The organism is Streptomyces sp. NPDC058221 (assembly GCF_042882365.1).
GTDB lineage: Bacteria > Actinomycetota > Actinomycetes > Streptomycetales > Streptomycetaceae > Streptomyces.
On sequence record NZ_JBHVWF010000002.1, the window covers coordinates 119,664 to 143,091 of the forward strand.

Annotated in this window: 21 protein-coding genes; 18 read left to right on the plus strand and 3 right to left on the minus strand. The window is 67.4% G+C overall.

The window, feature by feature from the left end; translation table 11 throughout:
- Positions 1 to 302 precede the first annotated feature (302 nt).
- The 6 genes from rpoB to tuf all read left to right on the plus strand — a co-directional run bounded on the left by rpoB (position 303) and on the right by tuf (position 12,580).
- Positions 303 to 3,791, plus strand: a complete 3,489-nt coding sequence (rpoB, locus tag ACFVW8_RS01475; protein WP_389685530.1) for a DNA-directed RNA polymerase subunit beta — start codon at positions 303 to 305, stop codon at positions 3,789 to 3,791.
- Positions 3,792 to 3,920: 129 nt separating this feature from the next.
- Positions 3,921 to 7,820: a DNA-directed RNA polymerase subunit beta' gene (locus tag ACFVW8_RS01480; protein ID WP_389685531.1), complete on the plus strand. Its 3,900-nt coding sequence runs from the start codon at positions 3,921 to 3,923 to the stop codon at positions 7,818 to 7,820.
- Positions 7,821 to 8,212: 392 nt separating this feature from the next.
- On the plus strand, positions 8,213 to 8,584 hold the full coding sequence (rpsL, locus tag ACFVW8_RS01485; RefSeq protein WP_003948652.1) for a 30S ribosomal protein S12: 372 nt from the start codon (positions 8,213 to 8,215) through the stop codon (positions 8,582 to 8,584).
- Positions 8,585 to 8,586: 2 nt separating this feature from the next.
- The gene (gene rpsG / locus ACFVW8_RS01490; protein ID WP_014047773.1) at positions 8,587 to 9,057 is read left to right on the plus strand and encodes a 30S ribosomal protein S7; all 471 of its coding nucleotides are present in this window, start codon (positions 8,587 to 8,589) and stop codon (positions 9,055 to 9,057) included.
- A 38-nt stretch (positions 9,058 to 9,095) separates the two neighbouring features.
- On the plus strand, positions 9,096 to 11,225 hold the full coding sequence (gene fusA / locus ACFVW8_RS01495; protein ID WP_389685532.1) for an elongation factor G: 2,130 nt from the start codon (positions 9,096 to 9,098) through the stop codon (positions 11,223 to 11,225).
- A 161-nt stretch (positions 11,226 to 11,386) separates the two neighbouring features.
- Entirely contained in the window at positions 11,387 to 12,580 is a 1,194-nt protein-coding gene (gene tuf, locus ACFVW8_RS01500) for an elongation factor Tu (protein ID WP_389685533.1), read from the plus strand.
- Between the two features lie 98 nt (positions 12,581 to 12,678).
- Here tuf and ACFVW8_RS01505 read toward each other — a convergent pair whose 3' ends face one another.
- The 3 genes from ACFVW8_RS01505 to ACFVW8_RS01515 form a co-directional block, all read right to left on the minus strand.
- A complete protein-coding gene (locus ACFVW8_RS01505; protein ID WP_389685534.1) occupies positions 12,679 to 13,143 on the minus strand; it encodes a GNAT family N-acetyltransferase in 465 nt (154 codons plus the stop codon).
- Positions 13,144 to 13,297: 154 nt separating this feature from the next.
- Positions 13,298 to 15,493, minus strand: coding sequence for an RNA repair domain-containing protein (locus ACFVW8_RS01510; RefSeq protein WP_389685535.1), 2,196 nt, complete (start codon positions 15,491 to 15,493; stop codon positions 13,298 to 13,300).
- Complete coding sequence (locus ACFVW8_RS01515) at positions 15,493 to 17,163, minus strand: RNA ligase family protein (protein ID WP_389685536.1); 1,671 nt, start codon at positions 17,161 to 17,163, stop codon at positions 15,493 to 15,495. Before ACFVW8_RS01515 ends, ACFVW8_RS01510 begins: the two co-directional genes overlap by 1 nt.
- Positions 17,164 to 17,669: 506 nt before the next feature.
- Between ACFVW8_RS01515 and rpsJ the strand changes: the two genes are divergently transcribed.
- The 12 genes from rpsJ to rplN all read left to right on the plus strand — a co-directional run bounded on the left by rpsJ (position 17,670) and on the right by rplN (position 23,426).
- Entirely contained in the window at positions 17,670 to 17,978 is a 309-nt protein-coding gene (gene rpsJ / locus ACFVW8_RS01520; RefSeq protein WP_003948644.1) for a 30S ribosomal protein S10, read from the plus strand.
- Positions 17,979 to 17,992: 14 nt separating this feature from the next.
- Positions 17,993 to 18,637 (plus strand): 50S ribosomal protein L3, encoded by a 645-nt coding sequence (gene rplC, locus ACFVW8_RS01525; protein WP_014154591.1) that lies wholly within the window; start codon positions 17,993 to 17,995, stop codon positions 18,635 to 18,637.
- Between the two features lie 4 nt (positions 18,638 to 18,641).
- Entirely contained in the window at positions 18,642 to 19,295 is a 654-nt protein-coding gene (gene rplD, locus ACFVW8_RS01530; protein WP_389685537.1) for a 50S ribosomal protein L4, read from the plus strand.
- Positions 19,295 to 19,618, plus strand: a complete 324-nt coding sequence (gene rplW, locus ACFVW8_RS01535) for a 50S ribosomal protein L23 (protein WP_014154589.1) — start codon at positions 19,295 to 19,297, stop codon at positions 19,616 to 19,618. Before rplD ends, rplW begins: the two co-directional genes overlap by 1 nt.
- Positions 19,619 to 19,657: 39 nt before the next feature.
- Positions 19,658 to 20,494 carry a 50S ribosomal protein L2 gene (rplB, locus tag ACFVW8_RS01540; RefSeq protein ID WP_123461066.1) on the plus strand — a complete coding sequence of 279 codons (837 nt, stop codon included), beginning with the start codon at positions 19,658 to 19,660 and terminating at the stop codon, positions 20,492 to 20,494.
- A gap of 12 nt (positions 20,495 to 20,506) precedes the next feature.
- Entirely contained in the window at positions 20,507 to 20,788 is a 282-nt protein-coding gene (gene rpsS / locus ACFVW8_RS01545; RefSeq protein WP_015610726.1) for a 30S ribosomal protein S19, read from the plus strand.
- Positions 20,789 to 20,830: 42 nt separating this feature from the next.
- Positions 20,831 to 21,178 (plus strand): 50S ribosomal protein L22, encoded by a 348-nt coding sequence (rplV, locus tag ACFVW8_RS01550; RefSeq protein WP_073733141.1) that lies wholly within the window; start codon positions 20,831 to 20,833, stop codon positions 21,176 to 21,178.
- Entirely contained in the window at positions 21,178 to 22,014 is an 837-nt protein-coding gene (gene rpsC, locus ACFVW8_RS01555; protein WP_250968190.1) for a 30S ribosomal protein S3, read from the plus strand. The genes rplV and rpsC overlap by 1 nt, the downstream gene beginning before the upstream one ends.
- A 5-nt stretch (positions 22,015 to 22,019) precedes the next feature.
- Positions 22,020 to 22,439 carry a 50S ribosomal protein L16 gene (gene rplP, locus ACFVW8_RS01560; protein WP_003966953.1) on the plus strand — a complete coding sequence of 140 codons (420 nt, stop codon included), beginning with the start codon at positions 22,020 to 22,022 and terminating at the stop codon, positions 22,437 to 22,439.
- A complete protein-coding gene (rpmC, locus tag ACFVW8_RS01565) occupies positions 22,439 to 22,663 on the plus strand; it encodes a 50S ribosomal protein L29 (protein ID WP_014047786.1) in 225 nt (74 codons plus the stop codon). Before rplP ends, rpmC begins: the two co-directional genes overlap by 1 nt.
- Positions 22,663 to 22,947, plus strand: a complete 285-nt coding sequence (rpsQ, locus tag ACFVW8_RS01570; RefSeq protein ID WP_024494977.1) for a 30S ribosomal protein S17 — start codon at positions 22,663 to 22,665, stop codon at positions 22,945 to 22,947. The genes rpmC and rpsQ overlap by 1 nt, the downstream gene beginning before the upstream one ends.
- A 110-nt stretch (positions 22,948 to 23,057) precedes the next feature.
- Positions 23,058 to 23,426 carry a 50S ribosomal protein L14 gene (gene rplN / locus ACFVW8_RS01575; RefSeq protein ID WP_003966950.1) on the plus strand — a complete coding sequence of 123 codons (369 nt, stop codon included), beginning with the start codon at positions 23,058 to 23,060 and terminating at the stop codon, positions 23,424 to 23,426.
- The last annotated feature ends 2 nt before the right edge of the window (positions 23,427 to 23,428 follow it).

Sequence of the window (23,428 nt, forward strand, 5' to 3'; positions counted from 1 at the left end):
TCGGCGAAGAGGGCAGTAAAGAAGAGCGCAGCTCAAGCAGGGCTATGCAGGGCTAGACATAGGCGTTGAGAACAAGCTGTTGAGAGCAACGTGGGTCTCTGAGAACCCCGACTGGACATCAGTGTGCCGCTTGGCTACACTGACCCTTTGCGCTGCCTGTTAGCTGCCTCCTGCCCGTCACCAGGGGCATACCCATCTTGTGCACCGTGGACTGAGACTCCCTGAAGAGGGACATCTATCCATGTGTCCAGTTTGGGACCGGTACGCGCGTAGTGAGTCCGAGCCCTCGGAAGGACCCCCTCTTGGCCGCCTCGCGCAACGCCTCGACCGCGAATACGAACAACGGCGCCAGCACCGCCCCGCTGCGCATCTCTTTTGCAAAGATCAAGGAGCCCCTCGAGGTTCCGAACCTCCTCGCGCTGCAGACCGAGAGCTTTGACTGGCTCCTCGGCAACGCCGCCTGGAAGGCTCGCGTCGAGGCTGCTCTGGACAGTGGACAAGACGTCCCCACCAAGTCCGGCCTGGAGGAGATCTTCGAGGAGATCTCACCGATCGAGGACTTCTCCGGGTCGATGTCGCTTACGTTCCGCGACCACCGCTTCGAGCCCCCGAAGAACTCGATCGACGAGTGCAAGGAGCGCGACTTCACGTTCGCCGCTCCGCTCTTCGTCACGGCCGAGTTCACCAACAACGAGACCGGCGAGATCAAGTCCCAGACGGTCTTCATGGGCGATTTCCCGCTCATGACCAACAAGGGCACCTTCGTCATCAACGGCACCGAGCGTGTCGTTGTGTCGCAGCTGGTCCGCTCGCCGGGTGTCTACTTCGACTCGTCGATCGACAAGACGTCCGACAAGGACATCTTCTCCGCCAAGATCATCCCTTCCCGGGGTGCCTGGCTGGAGATGGAGATCGACAAGCGCGACATGGTCGGTGTCCGCATCGACCGCAAGCGCAAGCAGTCCGTCACCGTGCTCCTGAAGGCTCTCGGCTGGACCACCGAGCAGATCCTCGAAGAGTTCGGCGAGTACGAGTCGATGCGCGCCACCCTGGAGAAGGACCACACCCAGGGCCAGGACGACGCGCTGCTCGACATCTACCGCAAGCTGCGTCCGGGCGAGCCGCCCACCCGCGAAGCTGCTCAGACGCTGCTCGAGAACCTCTACTTCAACCCGAAGCGCTACGACCTCGCGAAGGTCGGCCGCTACAAGGTGAACAAGAAGCTCGGCGCGGAAGAGCCGCTCGACGCCGGTGTTCTCACCAGCGACGACATCATCGCGACCATCAAGTACCTGGTGAAGCTGCACGCCGGCGAGACCGAGACGGTGGGCGAGTCCGGCCGTTCGATCGTCGTCGAGACCGACGACATCGACCACTTCGGCAACCGTCGTCTGCGCAACGTCGGCGAGCTCATCCAGAACCAGGTCCGTACGGGCCTGGCGCGGATGGAGCGCGTCGTGCGTGAGCGCATGACGACTCAGGACGTCGAGGCGATCACGCCGCAGACCCTGATCAACATCCGGCCGGTCGTCGCCTCCATCAAGGAGTTCTTCGGCACCAGCCAGCTGTCGCAGTTCATGGACCAGAACAACCCGCTGTCGGGTCTCACCCACAAGCGCCGTCTGTCGGCTCTTGGCCCGGGTGGTCTCTCCCGTGAGCGGGCCGGCTTCGAGGTCCGTGACGTGCACCCGTCCCACTACGGACGCATGTGCCCGATCGAGACCCCTGAAGGCCCGAACATCGGCCTGATCGGTTCGCTCGCCTCGTACGGACGCGTCAACGCGTTCGGTTTCATCGAGACGCCGTACCGCAAGGTCGTCGACGGTCAGGTCACCGACGAGGTCGACTACATCACGGCCGACGAGGAGGACCGTTACGTCATCGCCCAGGCGAACGCGACGCTCTCCGACGACGAGCTGCGCTTCACCGAGCCCCGCGTCCTGGTCCGCCGTCGTGGCGGAGAGGTCGACTACGTGCCCGGCACCGAAGTCGACTACATGGACGTCTCGCCGCGCCAGATGGTGTCCGTCGCCACCGCGATGATCCCGTTCCTGGAGCACGACGACGCCAACCGTGCCCTCATGGGCGCGAACATGATGCGTCAGGCGGTGCCGCTCATCAAGTCCGAGGCGCCGCTCGTCGGCACCGGCATGGAGTACCGCTGCGCCACCGACGCCGGTGACGTTCTGAAGGCCGAGAAGGACGGTGTGGTCCAGGAGGTCTCCGCGGACTACATCACCGTGACGAACGATGACGGTACGTACACCACGTACCGCATCGCGAAGTTCATGCGCTCCAACCAGGGCACCTCGGTCAACCAGAAGGTCGTCGTCGCCGAGGGTGAGCGGGTCATCGAGGGCCAGGTGCTCGCCGACGGCCCGGCCACCGAGAACGGTGAGATGGCCCTGGGCAAGAACCTGCTCGTGGCGTTCATGCCGTGGGAGGGTCACAACTACGAGGACGCGATCATCCTGTCGCAGCGCCTCGTGCAGGACGACGTCCTCTCCTCGATCCACATCGAGGAGCACGAGGTCGACGCCCGTGACACCAAGCTCGGCCCGGAGGAGATCACCCGGGACATCCCGAACGTCTCCGAAGAGGTCCTCGCCGACCTCGACGAGCGCGGCATCATCCGGATCGGTGCCGAGGTCGTCGCCGGTGACATCCTCGTCGGCAAGGTCACGCCCAAGGGCGAGACCGAGCTGACCCCCGAGGAGCGTCTGCTCCGCGCGATCTTCGGTGAGAAGGCGCGCGAAGTGCGCGACACCTCGCTGAAGGTGCCGCACGGTGAGATCGGCAAGGTCATCGGCGTCCGCGTCTTCGACCGCGAAGAGGGCGACGAGCTGCCGCCGGGCGTGAACCAGCTGGTCCGCGTCTACGTCGCGCAGAAGCGCAAGATCACCGACGGTGACAAGCTCGCCGGCCGTCACGGCAACAAGGGCGTCATCTCGAAGATCCTGCCGATCGAGGACATGCCGTTCCTTGAGGACGGCACCCCGGTCGACATCATCCTCAACCCGCTGGGTGTCCCGTCCCGAATGAACCCGGGACAGGTCCTGGAGATCCACCTCGGCTGGCTCGCCAGCCGCGGCTGGGACGTCTCCGGTCTCGGTGACGAGTGGGCCAAGCGCCTGCAGGCCATCGGCGCCGACCAGGTCGCCGCCGGTACCAACGTCGCGACCCCGGTCTTCGACGGTGCCCGCGAGGACGAGATCACCGGCCTCTTCCAGGCCACGATCCCGAACCGCGACGGCGACCGGCTGGTCCAGCCCTCGGGCAAGGCCAACCTGTTCGACGGCCGCTCCGGCGAGCCGTTCCCCGAGCCGGTCTCGGTCGGCTTCATGTACATCCTCAAGCTCCACCACCTCGTCGACGACAAGCTCCACGCTCGTTCGACGGGTCCGTACTCCATGATCACCCAGCAGCCGCTGGGTGGTAAGGCTCAGTTCGGTGGACAGCGCTTCGGTGAAATGGAGGTGTGGGCCCTTGAAGCTTATGGCGCCGCATACGCCCTCCAGGAGCTGCTGACGATCAAGTCCGACGACGTGACCGGCCGCGTGAAGGTCTACGAGGCCATCGTCAAGGGCGAGAACATCCCCGAGCCCGGCATTCCCGAGTCCTTCAAGGTGCTCATCAAGGAAATGCAGTCGCTCTGCCTCAACGTGGAAGTGCTGTCCTCGGACGGCATGTCCATCGAGATGCGCGACACGGACGAGGACGTCTTCCGCGCGGCGGAGGAGCTCGGAATCGACCTGTCCCGGCGCGAGCCGAGCAGCGTCGAAGAGGTCTGACGGGTTGGCCGGCCGGATCCCTGTGATCCGGCCGGCTCTCCCCGGACCCGTTCAGACCATTGCTGAAGTGCCCCGATTTCTCGCGTGATGCGAGGGGGCTCGAACCCCCGAAAGAGGGATTGACGACAAGTGCTCGACGTCAACTTCTTCGACGAGCTGCGGATCGGCCTTGCCACCGCGGACGACATCCGGACCTGGTCCCACGGCGAAGTGAAGAAGCCGGAGACCATCAACTACCGCACGCTCAAGCCCGAAAAGGACGGACTCTTCTGCGAGAAGATCTTCGGTCCGACCCGGGACTGGGAGTGCTACTGCGGCAAGTACAAGCGTGTCCGCTTCAAGGGCATCATCTGTGAGCGCTGTGGCGTCGAGGTAACTCGTGCCAAGGTGCGCCGTGAGCGCATGGGCCACATCGAGCTTGCCGCTCCCGTCACCCACATCTGGTACTTCAAGGGTGTCCCGTCGCGCCTGGGCTACCTGCTGGACCTCGCGCCGAAGGACCTCGAGAAGGTCATCTACTTCGCCGCGTACATGATCACGTTCGTCGACGAGGAGCGCCGCACCCGCGACCTTCCGTCGCTGGAGGCGCATGTCTCCGTCGAGCGCCAGCAGGTCGAGAACCGTCGCGACTCGGACCTCGAGAACCGCGCGAAGAAGCTCGAGACCGACCTCGGCGAGCTGGAGGCCGAGGGCGCCAAGGCCGATGTGCGCCGCAAGGTGCGCGAAGGCGCCGAGCGCGAGATGAAGCAGCTGCGTGACCGTGCGCAGCGCGAGATCGACCGTCTCGACGAGGTGTGGAGCCGCTTCAAGAACCTCAAGGTCCAGGACCTCGAGGGCGACGAGCTGCTCTACCGCGAGCTGCGTGACCGCTTCGGCACGTACTTCGACGGCTGCATGGGTGCCGCTGCTCTGCAGAAGCGCCTGGAGTCCTTCGACCTCGACGAGGAGGCCGAGCGCCTCCGCGAGATCATCCGCACCGGCAAGGGCCAGAAGAAGACCCGTGCGCTCAAGCGCCTCAAGGTCGTCTCCGCGTTCCTGCAGACCAGCAACAAGCCCAAGGGCATGGTGCTCGACTGCGTGCCGGTCATCCCGCCGGACCTGCGTCCGATGGTGCAGCTGGACGGTGGCCGCTTCGCGACCTCCGACCTGAACGACCTGTACCGCCGTGTGATCAACCGCAACAACCGCCTCAAGCGTCTCCTTGACCTCGGTGCCCCCGAGATCATCGTGAACAACGAGAAGCGGATGCTGCAGGAGGCCGTCGACGCGCTGTTCGACAACGGCCGCCGCGGTCGCCCGGTCACCGGTCCCGGTAACCGCCCGCTCAAGTCCCTCAGCGACATGCTGAAGGGCAAGCAGGGCCGATTCCGTCAGAACCTTCTCGGTAAGCGTGTGGACTACTCCGCGCGTTCCGTGATCGTCGTCGGCCCGCAGCTCAAGCTGCACCAGTGCGGTCTGCCGAAGGCCATGGCACTGGAGCTCTTCAAGCCGTTCGTGATGAAGCGCCTCGTGGACCTGAACCACGCGCAGAACATCAAGTCGGCCAAGCGCATGGTCGAGCGCGGCCGCACGGTCGTGTACGACGTCCTGGAAGAGGTCATCGCTGAGCACCCGGTTCTCCTGAACCGTGCGCCCACGCTGCACCGTCTCGGCATCCAGGCCTTCGAGCCGCAGCTGGTCGAGGGCAAGGCCATCCAGATCCACCCGCTCGTCTGCACCGCGTTCAACGCGGACTTCGACGGTGACCAGATGGCCGTGCACCTGCCGCTCTCCGCGGAGGCGCAGGCCGAGGCCCGCATCCTGATGCTGTCCTCGAACAACATCCTGAAGCCGGCCGACGGTCGTCCCGTCACCATGCCGACCCAGGACATGGTGCTGGGTCTGTTCTTCCTGACCACCGACGGTGAGCTCCGTGACACCAAGGGCGAGGGCCGCGCGTTCGGCTCCACGGCCGAGGCGATCATGGCGTTCGACGCCGGCGAGCTGGCGCTCCAGTCGTCCGTCGACATCCGCTTCCCGGTGGGCACCATCCCGCCGCGTGGCTGGGTGCCGCCGGTCGCCGAGGAGGGCGAGCCCGAGTACCAGCCGGGTGACACCTTCCGGCTGCGGACGAGCCTGGGCCGCGCGCTCTTCAACGAGCTGCTGCCCGAGGACTACCCGTTCGTCGACTACTCGGTCGGCAAGAAGCAGCTCTCCGAGATCGTCAACGACCTCGCCGAGCGCTACCCCAAGGTCATCGTGGCGGCGACGCTCGACAACCTGAAGGCAGCGGGCTTCCACTGGGCCACCCGTTCCGGAGTCACCGTCTCCGTCGCGGACATCGTCGTCCCCGAGGCCAAGAAGGCCATCGTCAAGGGCTACGAGGACCAGGACGAGAAGGTCCAGAAGCAGTACGAGCGCGGTCTGATCACCAAGGACGAGCGCACGCAGGAGCTCATCGCGATCTGGACCAAGGCGACCAACGAGGTTGCCGAGGCGATGAACGCGAACTTCCCCAAGACGAACCCCATCTTCATGATGGTTGACTCGGGTGCCCGAGGAAACATGATGCAGATGCGTCAGATCGCCGGTATGCGTGGTCTGGTGTCCAACGCCAAGAACGAGACGATCCCCCGTCCCATCAAGGCGTCCTTCCGTGAGGGCCTCACCGTTCTGGAGTACTTCATCTCCACGCACGGTGCCCGTAAGGGTCTGGCGGACACCGCCCTGCGTACCGCCGACTCGGGTTACCTGACCCGTCGTCTGGTGGACGTCTCGCAGGACGTGATCATTCGCGAGGAGGACTGCGGCACCGACCGCGGCCTCAAGCTGAAGATCGCCGTCAAGGGCGCCGACGGCGTGCTCCGCAAGACGGAGGACGTCGAGACCTCGGTCTACGCCCGCATGCTCGCCGAGGACGTCGTCGTCGACGGCAAGGTCATCGCGCCTGCCAACGTCGACCTCGGTGACGTCCTGATCGACGCCCTGGTGGGCGCCGGCGTCGAGGAGGTCAAGACCCGCTCGGTCCTGACCTGTGAGTCCGCGGTCGGCACCTGTGCCTTCTGCTACGGACGCTCGCTCGCCACCGGCAAGCTGGTCGACATCGGTGAGGCGGTCGGCATCATCGCCGCCCAGTCCATCGGTGAGCCCGGCACCCAGCTGACGATGCGTACCTTCCACACCGGTGGTGTGGCCGGTGACGACATCACCCAGGGTCTGCCCCGAGTCGTCGAGCTCTTCGAAGCCCGTACGCCCAAGGGTGTCGCCCCGATCTCGGAATCCGCAGGCCGGGTCCGTATCGAGGAGACCGAGAAGACCAAGAAGCTCGTCGTCACCCCGGACGACGGGAGCGACGAGATCCCCTTCCCGATCTCCAAGCGCGCCCGTCTGCTGGTCGGCGAGGGCGACCACGTCGAGGTGGGCCAGAAGCTCACCGTGGGTGCCACCAACCCGCACGACGTGCTGCGGATCCTCGGTCAGCGCGCGGTCCAGGTCCACCTGGTCGGCGAGGTCCAGAAGGTCTACAACTCGCAGGGTGTGTCGATCCACGACAAGCACATCGAGATCATCATCCGGCAGATGCTCCGCCGCGTGACGATCATCGAGTCCGGCGACGCGGAACTGCTGCCGGGCGAGCTCGTCGAGCGCTCGAAGTTCGAGACCGAGAACCGTCGTGTGGTCCAGGAGAGCGGTCACCCCGCCTCCGGCCGACCGCAGCTGATGGGTATCACCAAGGCCTCGCTGGCGACGGAGTCGTGGCTGTCCGCGGCTTCCTTCCAGGAGACGACCAGGGTCCTTACGGACGCGGCTATCAACGCCAAGTCCGACTCCCTGATCGGCCTCAAGGAGAACGTCATCATCGGTAAGCTCATCCCGGCCGGTACGGGTCTGTCCCGCTACCGCAACATCCGGGTCGAGCCGACCGAAGAGGCCAAGGCCGCGATGTACTCGGCCGTCGGCTACGACGACATCGACTACTCGCCGTTCGGCACGGGCTCCGGTCAGGCCGTTCCGCTGGAGGACTACGACTACGGTCCGTACAACCAGTAAGCGAGTCGCTTGATACGACCTGAGGGCGGCCATCCCGTATGCGGGGTGGCCGCCCTCAGGCGTGTGCGAGGGCCGGGCACCCGTCGGGACGACAGTGCTGGTGGGCGGCGCTCACGGGGCTCCTGTGGACGCTACGGGCGCACAGCAGGTCCGGGTGGACAGCACTTGTTTTGACCGGAGTCGATGAGGTAGGTACGCTCAGACCTTGTGCCTGGGGTGTGCCTGGGCTCGTGTGCGTGTCCTCAACCGCATGGCGAGTCCGTCTTTGGCCACCGTGATCTGTGCATTCACTGTCTCAGGGCAGTGGCCCGCAGTATTCGACACACCCGACCGCGTGGGTCGGCGATGTTCCAGGTTAGTTTCACCGACGGCACACAGAAACCGGAGAAGTAGTGCCTACGATTCAGCAGCTGGTCCGGAAGGGCCGGCAGGACAAGGTCGAGAAGAACAAGACGCCCGCGCTCGAGGGTTCTCCCCAGCGCCGCGGCGTCTGCACGCGTGTGTTCACGACCACCCCGAAGAAGCCGAACTCCGCGCTCCGGAAGGTCGCACGTGTGCGTCTGACCTCCGGCATCGAGGTCACGGCCTACATCCCGGGTGAGGGACACAACCTGCAGGAGCACTCCATCGTGCTCGTGCGTGGTGGCCGTGTGAAGGACCTGCCGGGTGTTCGTTACAAGATCATCCGCGGCTCCCTTGACACCCAGGGTGTCAAGAACCGCAAGCAGGCCCGCAGCCGCTACGGCGCCAAGAAGGAGAAGTAAGAATGCCTCGTAAGGGCCCCGCCCCGAAGCGCCCGGTCATCATTGACCCGGTCTATGGTTCTCCTCTTGTCACCTCGCTGATCAACAAGATCCTGCTCAACGGCAAGCGTTCCACCGCCGAGCGGATCGTGTACGGCGCCATGGAAGGCCTCCGCGAGAAGACCGGCGCTGACCCGGTCATCACGCTGAAGCGCGCGCTTGAGAACGTCAAGCCCTCGCTCGAGGTCAAGTCCCGCCGTGTCGGTGGCGCCACCTACCAGGTGCCGATCGAGGTCAAGCCCGGTCGTGCCGCCACCCTCGCGCTGCGCTGGGTCGTCGGTTACTCCCGCGCCCGTCGCGAGAAGACGATGACCGAGCGGCTCATGAACGAGCTGCTCGACGCCTCCAACGGTCTTGGCGCTGCCGTCAAGAAGCGCGAGGACACCCACAAGATGGCCGAGTCGAACAAGGCCTTCGCGCACTACCGCTGGTAGTCGCTCACCCCATCGAGACCGAGAGAAGATTGAGCCTTATGGCCACCACTTCGCTTGACCTGGCCAAGGTCCGCAACATTGGGATCATGGCCCACATCGACGCGGGGAAGACGACCACCACCGAGCGGATCCTCTTCTACACCGGTGTGAGCTACAAGATCGGTGAAGTCCACGACGGCGCTGCCACGATGGACTGGATGGAGCAGGAGCAGGAGCGCGGCATCACGATCACGTCGGCCGCGACGACCTGTCACTGGCCGCTCAGTGATGTTGACCACACCATCAACATCATCGACACCCCCGGTCACGTCGACTTCACCGTCGAGGTGGAGCGTTCGCTCCGCGTCCTCGACGGTGCCGTCACCGTGTTCGACGGTGTGGCCGGCGTCGAGCCGCAGTCCGAGACCGTCTGGCGTCAGGCGGACCGCTACGGCGTGCCGCGTATCTGCTTCGTCAACAAGCTCGACCGCACCGGTGCCGAGTTCCACCGCTGTGTCGACATGATCGTTCAGCGCCTCGGCGCTGTCCCGCTCGTCATGCAGCTCCCCATCGGCGCCGAGGCCGACTTCAAGGGCGTCGTCGACCTCGTGTCGATGAAGGCCTTCGTGTGGCCCGAAGAGGCCGCCAAGGGCGAGATGTACGACACCATCGAGATCCCGGACACCCACAAGGAAGCTGCCGAGGAATGGCGCGGCAAGCTCCTTGAGGCCGTGGCCGAGAACGACGACGCCATGATGGAGCTGTACCTGGAGGGCACCGAGCCCACCGAGGAGCAGCTGCACGAGGCGATCCGTCGGATCACCCTGGCGTCGAAGGGCAGTGCCGACTCGGTCACCGTCACCCCGGTGTTCTGTGGCACCGCGTTCAAGAACAAGGGCGTTCAGCCCCTGCTCGACGCGGTCGTGCGCTACCTGCCTTCCCCCCTGGACGTCGAGGCCATCGAAGGCCACGACGTCAAGGACCCGGAGAAGGTCATCGAGCGCCGTCCCTCGGACGACGAGCCGTTCTCCGGCCTGGCGTTCAAGATCGCGAGCGACCCGCACCTGGGCAAGCTCACCTTCGTCCGGATCTACTCCGGTCGCCTCGTGGCCGGCACCGCGGTGCTGAACTCGGTCAAGGGCAAGAAGGAGCGCATCGGCAAGATCTACCGCATGCACGCGAACAAGCGTGAGGAGATCGCGTCGGTGGGCGCGGGCGACATCATCGCCGTCATGGGGCTCAAGCAGACCACGACCGGTGAGACGCTCTGTGACGACAAGCAGCCGGTGATCCTGGAGTCCATGGACTTCCCGGCGCCGGTCATCGAGGTCGCCATCGAGCCGAAGTCCAAGGGCGACCAGGAGAAGCTGGGTGTCGCCATCCAGCGCCTCTCCGAGGAGGACCCGTCCTTCCAGGTGCACTCCGACGAGGAGACCGGCCAGACCATCATCGGTGGTATGGGCGAGCTTCACCTCGAGGTGCTCGTCGACCGCATGAAGCGCGAGTTCCGCGTCGAGGCGAACGTCGGCAAGCCGCAGGTCGCCTACCGCGAGACGATCCGCAAGGCCGTCGAGCGCATCGACTTCACGCACAAGAAGCAGACTGGTGGTACCGGCCAGTTCGCGAAGGTGCAGATCGCCATCGAGCCCATCGAGGGTGGCGACGCGTCCTACGAGTTCGTCAACAAGGTCACCGGTGGCCGCATCCCCCGTGAGTACATCCCCTCGGTGGACGCGGGCGCTCAGGAAGCCATGCAGTTCGGCATCCTGGCCGGTTACGAGATGGTCGGCATTCGCGTCACCCTTCTCGACGGTGGCTACCACGAGGTCGACTCGTCCGAGCTCGCGTTCAAGATCGCCGGTTCGCAGGCGTTCAAGGAGGGTGCCCGCAGGGCGTCCCCCGTGCTCCTCGAGCCGATGATGTCGGTCGAGGTCACCACGCCCGAGGACTACATGGGCGATGTGATCGGCGACCTCAACTCCCGCCGTGGCCAGATCCAGGCCATGGAGGAGCGTCACGGCGCTCGCGTCGTGAAGGGCCTCGTGCCCCTCTCGGAGATGTTCGGCTACGTCGGAGACCTCCGCAGCAAGACCTCGGGTCGCGCAAGCTACTCGATGCAGTTCGACTCCTACGCCGAGGTTCCGCGGAACGTCGCCGAGGAGATCATCGCGAAGGCCAAGGGCGAGTAACTCTCCCGAGCTCACGCTTTAGGCTTGTCACCGGAGCCCGGTGAGGCATTCGGCGCGGCGCGCAAGCACCGCGGCGAATGCCCCCGGGACCCGGCATCCCAGCAAAGATCACCTGGCGCCGATGAAGCAAGGCGTACAGAACCACTCCGCAGGAGGACCCAGTGGCGAAGGCAAAGTTCGAGCGGACTAAGCCGCACGTCAACATCGGCACCATCGGTCACATCGACCACGGTAAGACGACCCTCACGGCCGCCATTACCAAGGTGCTTCACGACGCGTACCCGGACCTGAACGAGGCCTCGGCCTTCGACCAGATCGACAAGGCTCCTGAGGAGCGCCAGCGCGGTATCACCATCTCGATCGCGCACGTCGAGTACCAGACGGAGCAGCGTCACTACGCTCACGTCGACTGCCCGGGTCACGCCGACTACATCAAGAACATGATCACGGGTGCGGCGCAGATGGACGGCGCCATCCTCGTTGTCGCCGCGACCGACGGCCCGATGCCGCAGACCAAGGAGCACGTGCTCCTGGCCCGCCAGGTCGGCGTTCCGTACATCGTCGTCGCGCTGAACAAGGCCGACATGGTGGACGACGAGGAGATCCTGGAGCTCGTCGAGCTCGAGGTCCGTGAGCTCCTCTCCGAGTACGAGTTCCCGGGCGACGACCTTCCGGTCGTCAAGGTCTCGGCGCTCAAGGCTCTTGAGGGTGACAAGGAGTGGGGCCAGACCGTCCTCGACCTGATGAAGGCCGTCGACGAGTCCATCCCGCAGCCCGAGCGTGACGTCGAGAAGCCGTTCCTCATGCCGATCGAGGACGTCTTCACGATCACCGGTCGCGGTACGGTCGTCACCGGCCGTATCGAGCGTGGTGTCCTGAAGGTCAACGAGACCGTTGACATCGTGGGCATCAAGCAGGAGAAGACCACCACCACGGTCACCGGCATCGAGATGTTCCGCAAGCTGCTCGACGAGGGCCAGGCCGGTGAGAACGTCGGTCTGCTCCTCCGTGGCATCAAGCGCGAGGACGTCGAGCGCGGCCAGGTCATCATCAAGCCCGGTTCGGTCACGCCGCACACCGAGTTCCAGGCCCAGGCCTACATCCTGTCGAAGGACGAGGGTGGCCGTCACACCCCCTTCTTCAACAACTACCGCCCGCAGTTCTACTTCCGTACCACGGACGTGACGGGCGTTGTGACCCTTCCCGAGGGCACCGAGATGGTCATGCCGGGTGACAACACCCTCATGGACGTCGCGCTGATCCAGCCGGTCGCCATGGAAGAGGGCCTGAAGTTCGCCATCCGTGAGGGTGGCCGGACCGTGGGCGCCGGCCAGGTCACCAAGATCATCAAGTAGTTCCTGCTTGATCGTCTGACCTGGTTGCTCCGCACAGAGCACCGAGAAGGGCCCCGTTCCGCCGCGCAAGCGGTGGGACGGGGCCCTTCTGCATGCCGTCAGGCGGTGGCCGTGGGGCGCCGGATCATGAAGACATCCACCGGGTCCTCGCGCTCCAGGACGAACCCGTGCCGCTCGTACAGCCGCCGGGCCGCGCTGCCCTGGAGCACGTTGAGGCGGACCGGTGCTCCCTCGGCGTCCGTACGGGCCAGCAGGGTGCCCAGTACGGCCGAGCCGATGCCCCGCCCCTGGAGCCGCTGATCGAGGAAGAAGTTCTCCAGGCACCGGCCGTCCTCGAAGGGCCGCAGCGTGACACTGCCACCGAATCGGCCGTCGACGACGATCACCGAGGTGTACTCGGGCAGGTACGAGTCGCGCAGCCTCTGCCGCACCCGGTGTTCGTCGTAGCGGCCGAGGCGGACCAGGTCCGGGCGCATCACGACGGCCCGGATCTCGACCATGGCCTCAAGATCCTCTGGGGTGGCGGGGCGCAGAGCCCAGTCCTGAGTGGTACGTACATGCATGGCGGGAGTCTGTCAGAGGGGGACGCAGGGGCCCTGGCCGGTGGCAGTTGGAGGTGGGCATATCTGTCTGAAGTGGGATGCGCACCGCACACCCGGAGGCACCCGGGGACCTCGGGCGCCAGGTCCGGTCCGGCGGATCAGGGCCGGACAGCCCTCAGCGAGGGGACGGCAGGGCCGCGAGGGCCACCGGCGCCAGCGCGGCGTCCCGGATACCGCGCAGCACCTCCGCCCCGATCTCCGCCAGCCGGGTCCCGTCCGGTGGCGTCGTACCGAGCCCGATCGCGTATCCCGTACGGCCGCCGGCCGTCAGCGGGTGCGGCCAGATGCGGCAGCCGGCGGCGCCCGCGTCGGCGAGGGCGCCGGTCAGGGCGAGGAGACGGCCGCGCAGCCGCCCCTCGTCCGGGCCGGGCGGGACGGAGGCGAGGGCCCAGGCGGTGTGCTGTTCGTGCGGCGGCGGCGGGGTGCGGAGGAGGGCGTGCGGGTCGGCCCCGTCCTCCGCGGCCTCCAGGATCTCCCAGGCGCGGAAGAGCTCGGCGGTGAGGAGATCGCGGCCCGCGGGGGAGACCTGGGTGGTGCAGGAGCGTACGGGGGCGGTCGGGGTCAGCACGGTGACGGGGGCGCCGGTGGCGGTGGCCGGGACCGGGCCGATCGCCTCGCGCCAGTCCCATGCGGCCCAGGTCGCGAAGAAGTGCCGGAGCAGTGGGAGCGGTGGCAGGCCGCCCGCCTCGTGGGCGGTACGGGCCGCGAGGACGGTCCAGGCCAGTCCCGGCAGCCCGCCGCAGGGGGCGGAGTCGAGGCCCCTGGCCCGTGCCCATGCCTTGACGTCGCGGGCGAGGGCGGTGAAGGCCGGCCGGTGGGGCTCCGCGGCCGCGAGCACCGCGTCGGCGTCGCTCACCGCGCTCAGGGCCACGGCCGCCGCCTCGCCCAGTTCGCTCCGGCGGGCCACCGCCTCGGCGGGGGAGAGCGTCCCGGTCGCCACGGTGACCAGGTCGACGCCGATCCCGTCCAGGCGCCAGCGCAGCCCCGGCACCCGGGCTCCGGTGACCTCGCGGAGCTCTCGTGCCTCCGGGAGCGCGGCGGCGAGCCGTTGCCGTACAAGGGTCCGGTCGCCGGGGCCGGGCAGCGCCGCCACCAGGTCCAGGTCCGCTCCGGGCAGCGCGCAGCCGGTGCGCCGGGAGCCGACGATGTGGACCCGGGCGCCGGGGAGGGCGGCGGCGACCCGGTCCGCGATTCCGGCGGCCGCCGTCGGTACGGGCGGGCCCAGCTCGACCCGTACCCCGTAGTGATCGGAGATGTGGAGCCCCCCGGGGCCGGGTACGTCGCCGGTCAGGGTCGCCGTGCGGGGGCGCAGCCGTTCCGTGCGCAGCAGTACCCGGTCCAGCCGGGAGACGCGGCCGGAGAGCGAGGAGACGGCTGCCAGGGGGTTGGCGGACGGGTCGAAGGTCGGGGTCCGGTCGGCGGTGCCGTGCACCTCGTGCCAGGCATCCGTCATCGCGAGCCGTGCCTGCGGGCGGTCGCCGCCGTCGTTGAAGTCGCCGACGAGCACCACCTCACCCTCGACTCCGGCCAACCCCGTTGCCAGTTCGGCGAGTTCGGTGTCCCGGCGGGCGGCGCCCGCGGGGGAGTGGTCGCTGCTGAGGTGGGTCACGGCCACTGTGAGGGGGCCCTCGGCGGTGTCCACGACGGCTGCCGCCACGGCCTTGTGCGGGCCGAGGGAGTGCAGCGCCGCCTCGCGCACGGGCAGCCGGCTGAGCAGCAGCAGACCGCAGTCGCGGACGTCGGCTCCGGCCGGGTCGGTGGCGAGCGTGTACCGGTCCCGCACCCAGCCGCAGCCCAGCAGCAGATCCAGCAGGGCTGGCTCCGCCTCCTGGAGGGCGATGACGTCCGCGTCCGCCGCGTGCAGGGCGTCGAGCAGCAGGGGGCGGCGCCGGGCGGTGTCGATCCGGTCGCTGTCGTACCGGTCCCAGAGGGTGTTCCAGGTGAGGACGGTGAGCGGGGCGGCCGGGCCCGCAGGCCCGGGCGTGGCCGGTTGCCAGGTGCCCGTGGCGGGGGAGAAGGCGTGCGGCACGCGGGAGGTGAAGTACGGCGACGGCAGCCGGCGCGCGGCACGTATCCGCCCGGCGTCCGTCGCGTCGATCCGGTCGACGCCCGTTGAGCGGTCCCACACCGTCTCGCCGTCCGCCTCGAAGAACAGCACCCGGTGCCAGGGGATGTCGCCGCCCGGCGTGAACCGGTCCAGCGGTATCCGCTTGGGGTCCCGGCCGCGCTGGGCGACGCCCAGGACGAACCGTGCCGGGTCGAACCGGGCGTCCCAGCGGACCCGGTGGTAGATCTCCTCGCTCGTACGCATCAGGTCCGGTCCTCCACGGTTCCACTGGTGCCGATGTACCAGGTGCGGTGTGCCTGGCCGGGGTACGGCGGCACGAAGCGGTGCAGCTGGGACGCCAGCACCGGAGGGGGCACTGGGTGGTCGCGCCGCCCATTGCGCGCGGTGAGCTCCTCCTCGCCGATCCAGGCCACGGCATGGGTGACCAGCGCGTCCCTGCGGCGGGCGGTGGCGTGCACCAGGGAGCGCTGGTGCACGTTGAGCGAGGTGGCGTCCCAGACCACGGTGGCGCCGGGGACCAGCGCTTCGTCCAGCCGTCGCAGTCCCTCGCGCAGCACGTCCCCGTTGGCGCTCTGGTCGGCGCGGGAGCCGCGGGCCCGGCGCAGGTCGTCGAGGGAGATGCAGGTGTCGGTGCCGGGCAGCCCGCGGCCGAAGGTGCTCTTGCCGCTGCCCGACGGGCCGGCCAGGTGGACCAGGCGGGGGAAGTCGCCGGACCGCCACCGCCAGGTCGCGGCCACCGCTTCCTCCGCGGTGCTGATCCGGCCCAGGGCGTACGCCTCCCGGGCCTGCGCCAGGCAGCGGTCGGCCGCATCGGGCTCCAGACCGGCGAACGCCTCCCGGAGCCCGTCCGGCTCGTGCACCTCCTGGGCGTGCAGCTGCGACCACTCCACCTGTTCGCGGGCGTCCGGGGTGGCGGCAAGGCCGGAGGCCACCGCGTGCAGCACCGGCAGGCCGGCGGCCCACGACATCCGCACCAGTCCGCTGCGGCGTTCCTCGTCCGGGTAGGGGCGGTGCAGCAGGGGGGCGAGGCCCGCGAGGTCCGCGGTGCGGCGTGCGAGCGGCATGCCGAGCGGACCGGCCAGTGTCGGTGCCAGCGCGGCCCGGCGGGTGCCGTGCAGCAGGGCGGCCAGCACTCCGGTCAGCCGGTCGTCACCCGTGCGGCCCAGTACGTCCAGGGCGTCGGCCGTCGCGCGGGCGGCCGGTGCGTCGCCCGGGGCGCTGCCCACGGCGGTGGCGAGTGCGACGGGGTCCACCGGGGCGCCCGAGCGCACGTCCCACAGGGCGGCGGAAGGGCCCAGCCCGTTCTCCACCACCGCGGCGTGCATCCAGTGGGTGTCCGTACGGACGTGGCCCGGCCGCACCCACTTGGCCACCCGGCGGCCGAACGCGGCGGCGGGGAACTCCCCGGCGGGCCGTACGACGTAACCCTCCTGGCGTCCGGTGTCCAGGCGCAGGGCCCGCAGCGTCCGCTCCGCACGGGGGTCGAACACCCCGCGCCACAGGACCGGCGGGGTCGGGATGCCCAGGTCCCGCAGGAAGGCCACGGTGCGGTCCCAGTCCAGACAGCGGTCCCCGTCCCAGACGGAGAAGCCGTAGAAATGGCCCGCCAGATCGTCGTACGGGATCGAGTGGCGGGCGAACACGTTCTCGCCGCAGATCCGCCAACCCGCGGGGATGCGGGGGCCGATGAGCCCCTGGAGCGCCTTGACCCTGCCCCGGGAGGGGTGGTGCGCGGAGTCGAGGGAGCGGGCGTGCAGGCCGTCGGCGTACAGCGTGGTGTTCTCGCCGTCCAGCTTCTCGGTGACCACGACCTGCGAGCCGGTGAGCGCGGCGAGGTCCGTGATCCGTACGTCGTCCGAGGTGGCCCCGGGCGACCAGGGAAGATGCGGTGTCCGCGGATAGTGCGTACGCATGATTCCTGCCCCCGGTGACGATGCCCTTCCCGGCCGGCCACTGTAGGGGCGGCGGGCGCCGCACTCGACCGAATTAGCTGCCGGGGGAGGCGAACGGGCACGGGCGATGCGTGCCCGCGTTTGACCATCGGACCCCGGGGGGTAAGATCCTCCGCCCGATTGGCCAGGCTCACACCCCGTATGGCACACTGACCAGGTTGCTCGGTTGAGTGTCAATGCTGCGCGCCTCCCGCCGGGAGGACCGGAAGCGAGTCCCACAGTACTCGTCGGCCCCATGGGCCGGACGTACGGGAATCTTTCGGGAAGCGTATGTGTGCCACCGGCCAGGCACCCGGTGGGGTTCCTCCCCCGGCATCCGCGGTCTCAGGCCCGCACCCCCTTGGTTGGGATCTTCTCCGGAAGATTTTCGTAGAGGGGATGCGACACGCCCGACCGCGTGGGTCGGAGGCGGAGTAATCAGAACCCCGGGTTCCAGAGCGTTACGAGAGACAGGACTACTAGTAGCCATGGCGGGACAGAAGATCCGCATCCGGCTCAAGGCCTACGACCACGAGGTCATCGACTCCTCGGCGAAGAAGATCGTCGAGACGGTGACCCGCACTGGTGCGTCGGTCGCAGGCCCGGTGCCGCTGCCCACTGAGAAGAACGTGTACTGCGTCATCAAGTCGCCGCACAAGTACAAGGACTCTCGCGAGCACTTCGAGATGCGCACGCACAAGCGCCTCATCGACATTCTCGACCCCACGCCGAAGACGGTTGACTCGCTGATGCGCCTCGACCTGCCGGCTGGCGTCGACATCGAGATCAAGCTCTGAGGGGACGGGCCGAGATGAGCAAGAACATCAAGGGCGTCCTGGGCGAGAAGCTCGGCATGACCCAGGTCTGGGACGAGAACAACCGGGTTGTCCCGGTGACCGTCGTCAAGGCCGGTCCGTGCGTCGTGACGCAGGTCCGCACGAACGACAGCGACGGCTACGAGTCGGTCCAGATCGCCTTCGGCGAGATCGACCCGCGCAAGGTGAACAAGCCCCTCAAGGGCCACTTCGCCAAGGCCGACGTGACTCCGCGCCGCCACCTGGTGGAGCTCCGCACCCCTGACGCCAGCGAGTACACGCTGGGCCAGGAGGTCACTGCCGAGGTGTTCGAGTCCGGCGTCAAGGTTGACGTCACGGGCAAGAGCAAGGGCAAGGGCTTCGCCGGTGTCATGAAGCGTCACAACTTCAAGGGCCTCGGCGCCGGCCACGGCGTCCAGCGCAAGCACCGTTCCCCCGGTTCGATCGGTGGCTGCGCCACCCCTGGGCGTGTCTTCAAGGGCATGCGCATGGCCGGCCGGATGGGTAACGAGCGCGTCACCACCCAGAACCTGACCATCCACGCGGTTGACGCGGAGAAGGGTCTGCTCCTCATCAAGGGCGCGGTCCCCGGTCCGAACGGCGGCCTCGTCCTGGTCCGTACCGCGGCCAAGGGGGCTTGAGGTAATGAGCACCATTGACATCCTTTCGCCGGCAGGCGACAAGGCCGGTACCGTCGAGCTCCCCGCGGAGATCTTCGACGCGAAGACCAGCGTTCCGCTGATCCACCAGGTCGTTGTCGCTCAGCTGGCAGCTGCCCGTCAGGGCACGCACAAGACCAAGCGTCGCGGCGAAGTCCGTGGTGGTGGGCGCAAGCCTTACCGCCAGAAGGGCACCGGCCGTGCGCGCCAGGGTTCGACCCGCGCGCCGCAGTTCGTCGGCGGTGGCGTCGTCCACGGCCCGCAGCCGCGTGACTACTCGCAGCGCACCCCGAAGAAGATGAAGGCCGCCGCCCTGCGCGGTGCCCTCTCCGACCGGGCGCGTCACTCCCGCATCCACGTCGTCACCGGCGTGGTCGAGGGTGCCGCAGTGTCCACGAAGGCCGCCAAGACGCTGTTCGGCAAGATCTCGGAGCGCAAGAACGTGCTCCTGGTCGTCGACCGCAACGACGAGGCCGCGTGGCTCTCCGCGCGCAACCTGCCCCAGGTGCACATCCTGGACCCGGGCCAGCTGAACACGTACGACGTGATCGTCTCTGACGACGTGGTCTTCACCCAGGCCGCTTTCGAGTCCTTCGTGTCTGGCCCCCAGACCGCTGAGACCGAAGGGAGCGACGCCTGATGAGTGAGGCGACCGTTACCAGCAAGACCTACTCCGACCCGCGTGACGTTCTCGTCAAGCCGGTTGTTTCGGAGAAGAGCTACGCGCTGCTCGACGAGAACAAGTACACGTTCATCGTCGCACCCGGCTCCAACAAGACCCAGATCAAGCAGGCCGTGGAAGCGGTCTTCTCGGTCAAGGTCACCGGGGTCAACACGATCAACCGGCAGGGTAAGCGCAAGCGCACCAAGACCGGTTTCGGCAAGCGCGCTGACACCAAGCGCGCCATCGTGACCCTCGCTGAGGGCGACCGAATCGACATCTTCGGCGGCCCGACCTCCTAACGGAGGTCGAGTCGTCCGGAATCGGACGAGGACTGAGAAATGGGTATCCGCAAGTACAAGCCGACGACCCCGGGCCGTCGTGGCTCCAGCGTCGCCGACTTTGTCGAGATCACGCGGTCCACGCCGGAGAAGTCGCTGGTCCGCCCCCTGCACAGCAAGGGCGGCCGTAACAACACCGGTCGTGTGACCGTTCGCCACCAGGGTGGTGGCCACAAGCGCGCCTACCGCGTGATCGACTTCCGTCGTCACGACAAGGACGGCGTGCCGGCCAAGGTCGCGCACATCGAGTACGACCCGAACCGCACCGCGCGCATCGCGCTCCTGCACTACGCCGACGGCGAGAAGCGCTACATCGTCGCGCCGCGTGGCCTGGCGCAGGGCGACCGTGTCGAGAACGGCCCGGCCGCCGACATCAAGCCCGGCAACAACCTGGCGCTGCGCAACATCCCGGTCGGTACGACCATCCACGCCATCGAGCTGCGGCCCGGCGGCGGCGCGAAGTTCGCCCGTTCCGCGGGTGCCTCCGTGCAGCTGCTGGCGAAGGAGGGCACCATGGCCCACCTTCGTATGCCGTCGGGTGAGATCCGCCTGGTCGACGCCCGCTGCCGCGCCACGATCGGTGAGGTCGGCAACGCCGAGCAGTCGAACATCAACTGGGGCAAGGCCGGTCGCATGCGCTGGAAGGGCGTTCGCCCGTCCGTCCGCGGTGTTGCGATGAACCCGGTCGACCACCCGCACGGTGGTGGTGAAGGCAAGACCTCCGGTGGACGTCACCCGGTCTCGCCGTGGGGTCAGAAGGAGGGTCGTACTCGCTCGCCGAAGAAGGCATCGAGCAAGTACATCGTCCGCCGCCGCAAGACGAACAAGAAGCGCTAGGAGCGGGTTTAGATGCCGCGCAGTCTCAAGAAGGGGCCCTTCGTCGACGGCCACCTCGTCAAGAAGGTGGACGTCCAGAACGAAGCTGGCACCAAGAACGTCATCAAGACCTGGTCCCGTCGCTCGATGATCATCCCGGCCATGCTGGGTCACACCATCGCGGTGCACAACGGCAAGATCCACGTCCCGGTGTTCGTCACCGAGTCGATGGTCGGCCACAAGCTCGGCGAGTTCTCGCCGACTCGCACCTTCCGCGGCCACGTCAAGGACGACCGGAAGTCGAAGCGCCGCTAGCGCGGGGTGGAAACGACTATGACTCACACCGAAGGGACAACCATGGAAGCCAGGGCCCAGGCGCGGTACATCCGCGTCACGCCCATGAAGGCCCGCCGAGTGGTGGACCTCATCCGTGGCATGGATGCCACGGAGGCTCAGGCGGTCCTGCGTTTCGCCCCGCAGGCCGCGAGCGTGCCGGTTGGCAAGGTGCTTGACAGCGCCATCGCCAACGCTGCACACAACTACGACCACCCCGACGCTTCTTCGCTGGTCATCAGCGAGGCGTTTGTGGACGAGGGTCCGACCCTGAAGCGGTTCCGTCCGCGTGCTCAGGGCCGTGCCTACCGGATCCGTAAGCGGACCAGCCACATCACCGTGGTCGTCAGCAGCAAGGAAGGAACCCGGTAATGGGCCAGAAGGTTAACCCGCATGGGTTCCGGCTCGGCATTACCACGGACTTCAAGTCCCGTTGGTACGCCGACAAGCTGTACAAGGACTACGTCAAGGAAGACGTCGCCATTCGTCGCATGATGACGAAGGGCATGGAGCGGGCCGGCATCTCGAAGGTAGAGATCGAGCGCACCCGCGACCGCGTCCGCGTTGACATCCACACCGCCCGCCCGGGCATCGTCATCGGCCGCCGCGGCGCCGAGGCCGACCGCATCCGTGGCGAGCTGGAGAAGCTGACCGGCAAGCAGGTCCAGCTGAACATCCTCGAGGTCAAGAACCCCGAGGTGGACGCTCAGCTGGTGGCCCAGGCCGTCGCCGAGCAGCTCTCCTCCCGCGTCTCCTTCCGTCGTGCCATGCGCAAGAGCATGCAGAGCACGATGAAGGCCGGCGCCAAGGGCATCAAGATCCAGTGCGGCGGTCGTCTCGGCGGCGCCGAGATGTCCCGCTCGGAGTTCTACCGCGAGGGCCGTGTGCCCCTGCACACCCTCCGTGCGAACGTCGACTACGGCTTCTTCGAGGCCAAGACGACCTTCGGCCGTATCGGCGTGAAGGTCTGGATCTACAAGGGCGACGTCAAGAACATCGCCGAGGTCCGCGCCGAGAACGCTGCTGCCCGTGCGGGCAACCGCCCGGCCCGTGGCGGCGCTGACCGTCCGGCCGGCCGCGGTGGCCGTGGTGGCGAGCGTGGCGGTCGCGGCCGCAAGCCGCAGCAGTCGGCTCCGGCCGCCGAGGCCCCCAAGGCCGAGGCGCCCGCCGCTGCTCCGGCTGCTGAGAGCACCGGAACGGAGGCCTGACCGAAATGCTGATCCCCCGTAGGGTCAAGCACCGCAAGCAGCACCACCCGAAGCGCAGCGGTATGTCCAAGGGTGGCACGCAGGTTGCGTTCGGCGAGTACGGCATCCAGGCGCTGACCCCGGCGTACGTGACGAACCGTCAGATCGAGTCCGCTCGTATCGCGATGACCCGTCACATCAAGCGTGGCGGCAAGGTCTGGATCAACATCTACCCGGACCGTCCCCTGACGAAGAAGCCTGCCGAGACCCGCATGGGTTCCGGTAAGGGTTCTCCCGAGTGGTGGATCGCGAACGTCAAGCCGGGTCGGGTGATGTTCGAGCTGTCCTACCCGAACGAGAAGATTGCTCGTGAGGCGCTCACCCGCGCTGCTCACAAGCTTCCGATGAAGTGCCGGATCGTTCGGCGCGAGGCAGGTGAGTCGTGATGTCGGCCGGTACCAAGGCGTCCGAGCTGCGCGAGCTGGGCAACGAGGAGCTCCTCAACAAGCTCCGCGAGGCCAAGGAAGAGCTGTTCAACCTCCGTTTCCAGGCGGCGACCGGACAGCTCGAGAACCACGGCCGGCTCAAGTCCGTCCGTAAGGACATCGCCCGGATCTACACCCTGATGCGCGAGCGCGAGCTCGGCATCGAGACGGTGGAGAGCGTCTGATGAGCGAGAAGACTGTGACTGAGACGAACACTGACCGCGGTTTCCGCAAGACCCGTGAGGGTCTGGTCGTCAGCGACAAGATGGACAAGACCGTCGTCGTCGCTGTTGAGGACCGCGTCAAGCACGCGCTGTACGGCAAGGTCATCCGCCGTACGAACAAGCTCAAGGCTCACGACGAGCAGAACGCCGCCGGCGTCGGCGACCGTGTCATCCTCATGGAGACCCGGCCGCTGTCCGCCACGAAGCGGTGGCGCGTCGTCGAGATCCTCGAGAAGGCCAAGTAATTCCTGAGGGGCATTCCCCTCAGGCAGGTTCCGCCAGGCTCGGTGGGGAGCCTTCGTAAGTCACTTACGGAGCTCCCCACCGGGAACCGGCAGACGATCAGGAGATAGACGTGATCCAGCAGGAGTCGCGACTTCGCGTCGCCGACAACACGGGTGCGAAGGAAATTCTCACCATCCGTGTTCTCGGTGGTTCGGGTCGCCGCTACGCGGGCATCGGTGACGTCATCGTCGCTACCGTCAAGGACGCGATCCCCGGTGGCAACGTGAAGAAGGGTGACGTCGTCAAGGCCGTCATCGTTCGCACCGTCAAGGAGCGTCGTCGCCAGGATGGCTCGTACATCCGCTTCGACGAGAACGCCGCCGTCATTCTGAAGAACGACGGCGACCCCCGCGGCACCCGTATCTTCGGCCCGGTGGGCCGTGAGCTGCGCGAGAAGAAGTTCATGAAGATCATCTCGCTCGCGCCGGAGGTGCTGTAAGC

Excerpts from the sequence above, each read along its gene's own strand:
- ACFVW8_RS01515 (WP_389685536.1), bottom strand. The coding sequence starts at position 17,163 with ATGCGTACGCACTATCCGCGGACACCGCATCTTCCCTGGTCGCCCGGG.
- rpsQ (WP_024494977.1), top strand. The coding sequence starts at position 22,663 with ATGAGCGAGAAGACTGTGACTGAGACGAACACTGACCGCGGTTTCCGC.
- rplC (WP_014154591.1), top strand. The coding sequence starts at position 17,993 with ATGAGCAAGAACATCAAGGGCGTCCTGGGCGAGAAGCTCGGCATGACC.
- rpsJ (WP_003948644.1), top strand. The coding sequence starts at position 17,670 with ATGGCGGGACAGAAGATCCGCATCCGGCTCAAGGCCTACGACCACGAG.
- rpsG (WP_014047773.1), top strand. The coding sequence starts at position 8,587 with ATGCCTCGTAAGGGCCCCGCCCCGAAGCGCCCGGTCATCATTGACCCG.
- rplB (WP_123461066.1), top strand. The coding sequence starts at position 19,658 with ATGGGTATCCGCAAGTACAAGCCGACGACCCCGGGCCGTCGTGGCTCC.
- ACFVW8_RS01505 (WP_389685534.1), bottom strand. The coding sequence starts at position 13,143 with ATGCATGTACGTACCACTCAGGACTGGGCTCTGCGCCCCGCCACCCCA.
- rplP (WP_003966953.1), top strand. The coding sequence starts at position 22,020 with ATGCTGATCCCCCGTAGGGTCAAGCACCGCAAGCAGCACCACCCGAAG.
- rplV (WP_073733141.1), top strand. The coding sequence starts at position 20,831 with ATGGAAGCCAGGGCCCAGGCGCGGTACATCCGCGTCACGCCCATGAAG.
- rpsS (WP_015610726.1), top strand. The coding sequence starts at position 20,507 with ATGCCGCGCAGTCTCAAGAAGGGGCCCTTCGTCGACGGCCACCTCGTC.
- rpmC (WP_014047786.1), top strand. The coding sequence starts at position 22,439 with ATGTCGGCCGGTACCAAGGCGTCCGAGCTGCGCGAGCTGGGCAACGAG.
- ACFVW8_RS01510 (WP_389685535.1), bottom strand. The coding sequence starts at position 15,493 with ATGCGTACGAGCGAGGAGATCTACCACCGGGTCCGCTGGGACGCCCGG.
- rpsC (WP_250968190.1), top strand. The coding sequence starts at position 21,178 with ATGGGCCAGAAGGTTAACCCGCATGGGTTCCGGCTCGGCATTACCACG.
- rplD (WP_389685537.1), top strand. The coding sequence starts at position 18,642 with ATGAGCACCATTGACATCCTTTCGCCGGCAGGCGACAAGGCCGGTACC.
- rplW (WP_014154589.1), top strand. The coding sequence starts at position 19,295 with ATGAGTGAGGCGACCGTTACCAGCAAGACCTACTCCGACCCGCGTGAC.
- fusA (WP_389685532.1), top strand. The coding sequence starts at position 9,096 with ATGGCCACCACTTCGCTTGACCTGGCCAAGGTCCGCAACATTGGGATC.